7 protein-coding genes are annotated in these 10,295 nt (G+C 47.9%); 2 read left to right on the top strand and 5 right to left on the bottom strand.

Features of this window, described 5'->3' with window-relative positions:
- Positions 1-142 precede the first annotated feature (142 nt).
- The gene (locus tag BZJ18_RS13095; protein ID WP_158011287.1) at positions 143-1,000 is read right to left on the bottom strand and encodes a MalM family protein; all 858 of its coding nucleotides are present in this window, start codon (positions 998-1,000) and stop codon (positions 143-145) included.
- An 80-nt stretch (positions 1,001-1,080) separates the two neighbouring features.
- Positions 1,081-2,352 carry a carbohydrate porin gene (locus tag BZJ18_RS13090; RefSeq protein ID WP_077457382.1) on the bottom strand — a complete coding sequence of 424 codons (1,272 nt, stop codon included), beginning with the start codon at positions 2,350-2,352 and terminating at the stop codon, positions 1,081-1,083.
- 410 nt (positions 2,353-2,762) lie between these two features.
- Here BZJ18_RS13090 and glgX point away from each other — a divergent pair, with 410 nt between their 5' ends.
- Positions 2,763-4,724 carry a glycogen debranching protein GlgX gene (gene glgX, locus BZJ18_RS13085; RefSeq protein ID WP_158011286.1) on the top strand — a complete coding sequence of 654 codons (1,962 nt, stop codon included), beginning with the start codon at positions 2,763-2,765 and terminating at the stop codon, positions 4,722-4,724.
- Between the two features lie 103 nt (positions 4,725-4,827).
- Here the strand turns inward: glgX and malG are convergent, their stop codons facing one another.
- From malG to malE, 3 genes are all read right to left on the bottom strand, one after another.
- Positions 4,828-5,718 carry a maltose ABC transporter permease MalG gene (gene malG, locus BZJ18_RS13080; protein ID WP_077457378.1) on the bottom strand — a complete coding sequence of 297 codons (891 nt, stop codon included), beginning with the start codon at positions 5,716-5,718 and terminating at the stop codon, positions 4,828-4,830.
- 10 nt (positions 5,719-5,728) lie between these two features.
- Positions 5,729-7,303: a maltose ABC transporter permease MalF gene (gene malF / locus BZJ18_RS13075; RefSeq protein WP_077457376.1), complete on the bottom strand. Its 1,575-nt coding sequence runs from the start codon at positions 7,301-7,303 to the stop codon at positions 5,729-5,731.
- 63 nt (positions 7,304-7,366) lie between these two features.
- Positions 7,367-8,548 (bottom strand): maltose/maltodextrin ABC transporter substrate-binding protein MalE, encoded by a 1,182-nt coding sequence (gene malE / locus BZJ18_RS13070; protein WP_077457374.1) that lies wholly within the window; start codon positions 8,546-8,548, stop codon positions 7,367-7,369.
- Between the two features lie 511 nt (positions 8,549-9,059).
- Between malE and malK the strand changes: the two genes are divergently transcribed.
- The gene (gene malK / locus BZJ18_RS13065) at positions 9,060-10,202 is read left to right on the top strand and encodes a maltose/maltodextrin ABC transporter ATP-binding protein MalK (RefSeq protein ID WP_077457372.1); all 1,143 of its coding nucleotides are present in this window, start codon (positions 9,060-9,062) and stop codon (positions 10,200-10,202) included.
- The last annotated feature ends 93 nt before the right edge of the window (positions 10,203-10,295 follow it).

Raw genomic sequence — 10,295 nt, 5'->3', positions numbered from 1 at the left:
TTTATATTCATAGTGTTTCATTAACTCGGACTTCACTCGAAAAATTCCAAACAAAGTCCATGTAACTAATAGGTGTCTTTTTTGTGATTCTGGTCCATACTTTATCTTTAAAAGGCAACAATTCGCTGCCTTTTAGATGAACTCATTGTGCGTCATTGAGCTGCTTTTCTATTAGCTCAATAAAAATCTTATCGGCACTCTCTATTTTCAATGCCTTGGCTTCGTTGAGTAAGGCCATTGCTTTGCTGATGTCATTTTCACTGATGGCCGCGGCTATCGCTTGTTTATAAAAGTCCACGGTTTCCTTCTGAGCTTCGGGCTGTTTGACCCCTTGTGGTGTTACAGAATCACTCACGCTTGTATTGTCACTGGATAGGACGGTCGCATACTCCTTGGTTACCACTGTGACGGATACTTGACCAGTCGGCGCATAACGGTAGGTCGGATCGGTCACCATCGGCATTGGCTCGCCTAACTCCTGAGCAAGCAGCTTCGCCGGATGTGGCAAAGTAATCTTATGACCGAGAGTCGTCGCATTGGTGTACATGACCATATAGCGCGCTCCCTCGGAATCGAAAGATCCTGACAATTGAGAGGAATCAAGCAAGTTAGCCGTTTGCGGCGTAAACGTATCCGCTCCCAGTGTTTTGATAACCTGATAATGCTTATCCAATAGCAAGACTCGCGGCACGAAGACACGGCCATGTTGCATGACACTCTTTACGCGAATCTGAGCACGCGCGGTCCGATCGTTAAAACGAAATGCTTGGGTGTAACTCTTACCCTCTGAAAATGAAAATACCTCCGATTGAGGGCCAAGCGATACTGTCAATGTTTCACGCTCTTTCAACTGGACGTAAGGTAATTGCTGGAATGTCGCGCAACAGGCTTCACGATTGGGGGCGACAGGCATCTCTTCCTGCAAGTTAGACGCACACCCTACCAGCCAAACCGCGGAACTGACTGTAAGCGCCATTTTAAAGCGCTTATAATTTCTCATTATATTTGTCATTGACTCTATCCTAAAAAGGCGGCCGTCTCGGCCGCCTCGTTATAACACTGATAGTACTAACGCATCGGTTAGAACCAAATTTCGGTATGCACACCAATCACGGTTTCATCATCACTATTATCGATGCCGATTTGGCCACCGCTGGCCTTATCATCAGCTTTGATGTAGCTGATATAAGGCTTGATTTGAGGACGGCCGAAGAAGTCTGCATTCACAGTCAAAGGCACAGCCAATTCAACGTTCCAAATATCGCTTTCCACGGCATCGCCTGAACGTCCCCAATAGCCATCAGCCCCYTCTTCATGGCCATAAGACAAGGTGGTCTCGAGACGCATGTTTTCATTGACTTTATAAGAAGGGCGCACAGCCGCGATATAACGTTTGAGATCATCGGCGCCGAACAACTGATCGAGTGCAGCAAAATAGGTAAGCTCTGATCCCATTTGCCAATTGTCGGAAATATTCATCACCCCGTAAGAGGTTAAGAAGATCGACTCTTGATTTTCATCGCCGCCAGACCAGCCGCCAAAGTTGACGCCACGGTTTTGCGCCACACCTTTACCATAAGCGATGGCCGTTTGAGTCCAGCCGTCCATGCCGTAATAGCTAGAGTTAAGGGTGATCGCAGCACCAAAGCCATCATCAGAGTTACTGTCTTTGTTCGCCTGCTCCATGTATTTAAAATCAAAGTCTATGCTACCGATCCCTACATCCACACCATAGTAATAAAGATCATAAGAAGTGAGTGTGGTGCGGTCATCACTGCGCGACGCTTCGCCAGCATCTGGATCAGCGACAACGATAGCAGCACCGGCGGTGTGACCATTCAGTTTGGTTTGTAAGCCTGCGCCTACCCCAGATGACTGCTTCCAATATTCACCTGACAGTAAGCCAGCCGCACGGTTCAGATAACGCTGACCACCCCAAATAGAGGTATCCTTACCCATAAAGGACAGGCCACCTAATTCGACATACGCTTCCTTGACTTCAAATTGGGCTTCGTCGTTTTTCTTTTGGCTACCTGATGAGGTATAAGCGTAAGAGTTACCGTTACCGTATTCAGAGCGGACAACATAGTCAGCCCATGCACCGTTGTCGTAAGTGGAATGTTTTTTAACCGTGAACTCAACTTGGTTTGTACTCTGACCATGAGTACCGGCAGTTTTGTAGTCAGGTCTACCGAATTCCGTGTCGACTGTTTCACCATCAACCATACGGAAATTCATTGAGCCATAGCCGTGAACTTCCCAGCCATCATTTTTGTCCGCATTGTCAGCCAATGCGACACCAGAAGCTAAAGCTGTAGCCACTGCGGCGGCGAGTAAACTTACCTTTCTCATACCTTACTCCATTAGGACTGTTGTTAAACTGCATCATGAGATCACCGGCAGTAGGAAAGTGAGCACATCATGCATGGGCATTGCCCTTTTTTGTGTTAGAAACATCCTATGCTTCCCACTTTTTCTGCGCGTCATCCGTAACGGAAAATATGGGGGGAGGAGCCTTAAGGAGGAGTAAGAGGAAAGAATGTAATTTAGTCGATCTATCTCACTAAAACACGGCGTAAGACGTTATTTACTTTCTTGATCACCCCCTACAAAACGCTATATGGATCACTATTAACAGTTTTATTCCTATTAACAAGAAAGTGAATTACAGCAGAATCGATATTAAGAACTGTGAGCCTAGATTGAATTTATTTTGTGGGGGAGGTGTAATAGCGTTTCTTCTTAATTAGATGGTGTTGTTTATGTCTCTCTGCCATCCGGCGCCTTATACCTTAGGCGCTCGATTATCCGATCAAGGCTGCCGTTTTAGCTTATATGCACCTGATCGTGACGCTGTCACCCTACTGCTTTGGCAACGTAGTCACCAACCTACCCGTATTCATAYGCAAGAATACAAGCTGGGCTATTGGACTGCGTATGTTCCGCACGTAAAAGCAGGCGACACTTATAGCTATGAAGTTCTGATTAATGGACAAGCGTGGTGCATTGCCGACCCCTATGCACAAGCCGTTGTCGGCCCAGTGCAATATCAGCCACCGTATACACCCAATCAAAGCTACAGTTTGGCGCGATGCCAAGTCGTCGATCATCAATTTGATTGGCAGGAGGTTTCACGCCCTGCACATACAATGAGCGAAACCGTCATTTTCGAAACACACGTTAAGGGGCTCACACAGCTGCATCCCAATGTGGAAGAGCATGCACGTGGACGTTATCTCGGCTTAATAGCGCCCGACATGCTGCGCTTTTATCAGGACAACCAGATTAATTGCATTCAACTTTTGCCGATTGCTACTTGTTTACCTGAACCACATTTACTGAGCCAGCAAAAAACCAATTATTGGGGCTACAACCCCTACTTATGGATGGCACCGGATCCTCGTTACGCGCACCATGATGCAGTGACTGAACTTAAAACGGCGATTCGAGAGCTGCACCGACACGATATTGAAGTCATCTTAGATGTGGTATTCAATCATACGGCAGAAGGGGGAGATGGCGGGCCTATCCTGCATTTCAAAGCGTTAGATCACGCCATGTATTTGCATGATAAACATCAACTCGTCAATTACACTGGCTGCGGTAATACCCTAGACATGCGCCATCCTGCCGCGATTACCGCGGTGTTAGACAGTTTGCGCCTGTGGGTCACTCACTACCAAGTTGACGGCTTTCGCTTTGATCTGGCCGCGACACTGGGCCGAGAAGGTGAGCAGTTCAACCCACACGCTGCGTTTTTTACCGCATTGGCACAAGACCCTGTGCTCTCTCAAGTTAAGCTTATCGCAGAGCCTTGGGATATCGGTCCAAATGGCTATCAATTGGGACAGTTCCCTCCCAATTGGTCGGAGTGTAACGACAAAATTCGGGATACTACCCGTAGTCTATGGCGCGGTGAAAAACATATTCTGCAAGATTTTGCGACGCGATTAATGGGCTCGCGCGATCGATTCAGTGCCGCCCATTGGCCCGATCACTTATCAGTCAATTACCTGACCTATCACGATGGGTTCACTCTACAAGATGTGGTCAGTTACGCCCAGCGGCATAATCACGCCAACGGTGAAAATAATCGTGACGGACATGGTGATAATCGTTCGGCTAACTATGGTATCGAAGGCCCAACGCAGGATCCGGCTATTATTGCGGTGCGCGAGCGACAAAAGCGCAACCTTATCGCCAGTGTTCTCTTTGCCTTTGGCGTCCCTCACCTCCTGACGGCGGACTTACTGGCTCACTCCCAGCAGGGTAACAACAACGCTTACTGTCAAGACAATCCGATCAGTTGGTTGAACTGGGATAACCTCGAATCGTCAATGCCTTGGGCAAATTGGCTGTCCACCATGATCACGCGTCGCCAAGCCGTTATGCCCGCGTTTATCGATGCATTTAGCGGCCGAAAGCGCCATCAAAACCGTATTCGTTGGCGACATCCCGATGGTAACGCGATTCAACCGAATGATTGGCCAAACTTGTACGCTGTTGTTTGCCATATCGAAATCGGTCAACATCATCGCCATGCGGGCGCTCAGTTACTGTATTGTTTCAACGTCAGCGATCAGCCGCTGTCTTTTTGCCTACCCGACGACAATTCATGGCAGACGGTGTGTGTCACCGAAGAGGCCGATACCGCCACGCGAACGGTCACATCATCATTCACACTGGCGGCCAAAAGCCTCAGCATACTCACCAATCACGCTTAACCGCGTCATCCTCATAAAACTATTCGCATAAACAGTATTCACATAAAAAAGGCAACCTCATCAAGGTTGCCTTTCCTCTGGATCATTGACTGACTTAGCCGCGTTAGCCTTTCACGCCACCGGCGGTCAAGCCACCGACTAACCAACGTTGCGCAAGTAAGAATACCGCAGTGATTGGGAAAGCCGATAAGACAGCTGCCGCGGCGAAATCACCCCATAAATAGTTTTGTGGATACAAATACTGTTGCATGCCGACGGCGAGAGTATATGAATCCACATCAGACAACAGCAAAGAAGCAACTGGCACTTCACCTACCGCGAAGATAAACGACAAGATGAAGACCACGGCAAGAATCGGCACTGACAATGGCAGCAATACCATACGGAATGCTTGCCATGGCGTCGCCCCGTCCAATGCGGCTGCTTCCTCCAAAGAGCCATCAATGCTTTCAAAATACCCTTTGATGGTCCACACATGCAGGGCGATACCGCCGAGATACGCAAAGATCAAACCGCCGTGGGTGTTGAGCCCTAAAAACGGAATGTAGTTACCCAACTTGTCGAAGAGTGCGTAAATCGCCACCAACGCGAGTACTGCAGGAAACATTTGAAAAATCATCATCGCTTTCAAAATGGTTTCCTTGCCTTTAAAACGCATCCGGGCAAAGGCATAGGCTGACGTCGTTGATAACGCAACAATCAAAAGTGACGTTACGCCAGCGACTTTCACTGAATTCCACAGCCATAATAGAACCGGAAATGGCGGTGGTGTCACCGAGCCATCAGGATTAGTGACAGGGAAGCCGAGTGCCAGCTTCCAATGCTCAAGAGACGGGTTGTCCGGAATCAAACTCCCGGTCGCAAAGTTACCTTCTCGGAACGAGATTGCGATGATCATCAACAAGGGGAAGATAATCAGCGAGAGAAAGCAGCACAGACCTATATGCGTCGCCCACACTCGGTATTTTAATGATTTTCCTTGAACCATAGCCATGAGAGACTCCTTAGCTTTCTGTCACTTTGGTAAGACGCAGGTTAATCAAGGCGAGCGCACCCACCAGCAAGAAGATCAATGTTGCGACTGCACTGGCGAGACCGAAGTCTTGGCCACCGCCACCCTCGAATGCAATCCGATAGGTATAGCTGACCAGCAAGTCGGTATAGCCCGCCGGCTCTGTGGTACCAATCATGTTCGGACCACCTTCTGTCAACAGCATAATCATTACGAAGTTATTGAAGTTGAATGCAAAACTGGCGATGAGCAACGGCATTAGGGGCTTGATCATCAGCGGCAACGTAATCCGCGTAAAGTTTTGAATAAAGTTAGCGCCATCGATAGCAGAGGCTTCATAAAGATCATCCGGTATGGCTTTTAATAAACCCATACACAAGATCATCATGTAAGGGAAACCTAGCCAAGTATTCACCAACACTACCATCACACGTGCGAGGAACGGGTCATCAAACCAATTGGGACTGATGCCAAATAAGGCTTCAAGCACCATATTTATCTCACCAAAACTTTGGTTGAATAACCCTCGGAAAATAAGAATGGAAATAAACGCAGGTACTGCATAAGGTAGAATGAGTAACACGCGATAAATTGCACGGCCTTTTAATTCTTCCCATTGAACGACATTGGCAAGAATAAGCCCAATAATTAACGTGAACACTACCGTTAATAGCGAGAATACAATCGTCCAAATAAAGATACCAATAAACGGTTCTTTTATCCCATCATCGGTCCAAACACGTTCGAAGTTGTCCGTACCAATTTGCACCACGTAACCCGGTGCCACCGTATCACCGATAAATTGACCGGCCTCATCAATCGGTTGATAAAAACCAATTTCATCATTTGGCTTCAACGTATCGCCGGTTTTATTATTAATCAGTGTACGGCCATCATCTTGTAAGGTATACAGCGGTTGTTCTGCGGCAAACTTACGCAGCCCGCTCATACGGATGGTATCGCCATTCGGGAACTGAACATCCACCTGACTTAAGGTATCGCGGTTTTTGATCACATCGCGTAGCGTCGCTTTTTCACCCGACAGGCTTTCCACCGGCGAAAGCGCTAACGTTTCGTTCGACATCGACGCCATATCAAACGGCGCGGTCGCAAAGCGCTCACCCGCTTTATCAATCACTAAACGTGTACCTGATGGAGTTTGATACAAAGCAAACGGATAGCTCTGCCCACTTTGAAAAGTACGCTCAAGTAATACCGATTGCGCGCGCTCGAAAGACAGCTGGTTTTTAGCACTATAGTTGGTAAGGGAGAGGCCCACGGTATATACCAAGGGAAAAATGATAAAGAGGATCATCCCAGCAATACCCGGATAGATATATCGCTGAGCATACATCTTCTTATTACCAAAAATGTATAACGCTAGCGCGGTTAGCACCACAGTTAGCATTGCAAACGCAGTTTCACCACGCGAATACATAAGTATGGTGGCGTAACCATTGATGATCGCCACAGTCGCCAACAACGCCCATTTAATGAACGCTTTTGAGCTACTTGGCAAGAAAGAGCCTGACGTTGTCATAGCTGGAGAACCTTGAACTGACTGCATAAGGAACGCTACTCACATTGTTCGGGAACTGTGCGGGGAGGCTGCCCTCCCCGCAGATAGAGCTTATTTCAGCATTTGTTTTTCTGCATCGTTAAGCGCATCGTCGATGGATTGACGGTCGCCAACCACATTAACAACGGCGTTTTTCGCAGCGCCCCAAAATGCTGTCATTTGAGGAATGTTCGGCATCACCTCACCATGCTTCGCATTCTCCATGGTTGCTGCAATACGGCTGTCTTTCGCCAATTGAGCTTGATAAGAATTCAGCGCAACCGCCCCTAAGGGTTTATCGGCATTGATGGTGGATAGGCCGTCATCAGTCAGCACATAGTTTTCGAGAAACTCAACCGCAAGGTCTTTATTCGGTGATGCGGTGCTAATGCCAGCACTGAGCACACCGACGAACGGCTTAGACGCTTCGCCTTGGAAGGTTGGTAGTGTTGTCACGCCATAGTTAATACCGGATTTCTCGATATTACCCCACGACCATGGACCATTGATGGTTATTGCCGTATCGCCTTGGTTGAACGACGATTCAGAAACGGAATAATCCATATCAGACGAAATCACGCCATCTTTTACCATGTGCTTAATAAAGCCCAGTGCGTCGTGAACACCTTGCTTGTTGATGCCGACATCTTTGACATCATAACCTGTGGCAGTTTGTTTAAAGGCATACCCACCATCAGCCGCCATCAATGGCCAAGTGAAGTAAGGTTCTTTAAGGTTCCACATAATAGCGGTTTTACCTTGTTCACTGAGCTTGCTGTTCAGCTTCGCCACTTCTTCCCAGGTTTTAGGTGGTGTAGGGACCAAATCTTTGTTGTAAATCAGTGATAGAGATTCCACGGCAATGGGGTAACCCACGTACTTGCCTTTGTATTTCACTGCGTCCCATGCAAAATCAACCATCCCGTCTTTCAAACGCGCAGAGGGTTTAATTTCAGCCAATAGACCCGACTCGGCATAGCCACCAAAACGGTCATGCGCCCAAAACACGATGTCTGGACCATCGCCGGTTGACGCTGTTTGTGGGAATTTATCTTGCAAGCCATCAGGGTGAGCCACAGTTACCGGAATACCCGTGTCTTGTTCAAAACGTTTTCCAACTTCAGCAAGTCCGTTATAGCCTTTGTCACCGTTAATCCAAATAGTGAGCTGGCCTTCTTCGATACTCGCCTGTGCCCCAAATGAGCCGAGAGCAATAAGGGTACCGAGGGCAACAGCACTGAGTGATTTCTTCATCTTTCTATCCTTCTTCTACTGAGGTGTAGCACGATTCCTTGGCGGATGAGCTGTATTTCACGGTCTATCATGGTTAATTCACCGCAATTCCTCATCATCCCGTCCTCTACGCCCTACGCCACTGCGAGCGAATTCGTGATCCATATCGCTCGCCGCAGATGATGCGGCTCACAAAAATAAACCTAACGTGATCAAGTTCAACTAATTGGCTGATAATTTTGTGACGTACGCCCTCAAATTAGTTTGGGGAGGAGTTCATCCTCCTCCCCGTCTACTCCCCCTGTAATAATTCTGCTTAGGAGGATGTATGACTGCCGTGATTCGCCCAAACTGAATACCATCAAAAAAGCATTGGTGAGCAATCACACGATATGCTTAAGCTTTAACCCGTTAACTATTCAACAAATAGGTTAACGGTTATTTAGGTCTTAAGTGACGTGCGATGAAATAACGCAAACACCTATAATGCGTATTAAGCCGAATTAATGAAAAGCGATTGAGGGCGAGCGACATGGCAAGTGTCACGTTTAAAAACGTTTGTAAAGCGTATGACGACGATGTAATGATTTCTAAGAACGTTGACCTAGAGATTAAAGACGGTGAGTTTGTCGTCTTTGTCGGACCTTCCGGTTGCGGTAAATCCACATTACTGCGCTGCGTTGCAGGCTTAGAGGATATTACCTCAGGTGATTTATATATCGATGACCAACGGATTAACGATGTTGAGCCATCCAAGCGCGGCGTGGGGATGGTCTTCCAATCTTACGCGCTATATCCCCACCTTAACCTGTATGACAACATGTCATTCGGTCTGAAATTGGCCAAAGCTAGCAAAGCAGAAATAGACCAACGCGTCCATCACGCGGCAGAGATCCTGCAGCTTGGTCACTTGTTGGATAGACAACCGAAATCACTGTCGGGTGGACAACGTCAACGTGTGGCTATCGGCCGTACTCTGGTTTCACAGCCAAAAGTGTTCTTGCTGGATGAACCGCTTTCTAACCTTGATGCCGCGTTGCGGGTGCAAATGCGCGCGCAAATCACCAAGCTCCAACGTCAGCTGGGCTGTACCATGATTTATGTCACCCACGATCAAATCGAAGCCATGACCATGGCCGATAAAATCGTGGTCTTGGATGAAGGACGAGTCGCACAAGTTGGCCGACCACTCGAGCTCTACCATTATCCTAAAAACCGCTTTGTCGCTGGCTTTATCGGCTCACCTAAAATGAACTTTATGAGCGTGTTTATTGATGATGTCGAAGCCGAACGCGTTAAAGTGCAAATGAGCAATGGCACCACATTCTGGATCCCCGTCGATGGCACCACAGTGACACGAGGCGATCGCATGTCACTCGGCATTCGTCCCGAGCATTTGCTAGCGGCGAAAGAGGGTGATGCTGTGATTGAAGGCGAAGCCACTATCGTCGAGAAGCTCGGTAACGAGACACAAATTTATATTAGCCTCGACAGTGCCGATGCGGATGTCATTTACCGTCAATTGGATACGGTTGAAATCGAAGCCGGAGACAAATACGCGATTGGTATTCCTGCACACCGTTGCCATTTGTTCCACAGCGATGGCCGTGCCTGTAAACGCCTGCACCGTGAAAACGGGGTAATTTTTGATGAAGAGGCGGAACAAGTCGCCTAATCACATCCTCCTTACCAAGGCCGCTTTCTTAGCGGCCTTTTTGACCCCGCAGGCTGCCAAAGACCCTCTCCTTGAAACAAGCAAGCAATCGCG

This window comes from Salinivibrio sp. IB872 (assembly GCF_001995345.1).
In the GTDB taxonomy this organism is placed as follows: Bacteria; Pseudomonadota; Gammaproteobacteria; order Enterobacterales; family Vibrionaceae; genus Salinivibrio; species Salinivibrio proteolyticus.
The sequence above is the reverse complement of the archived record's forward strand: the minus strand, read 5'-3'. Positions and strand labels throughout refer to the sequence as shown.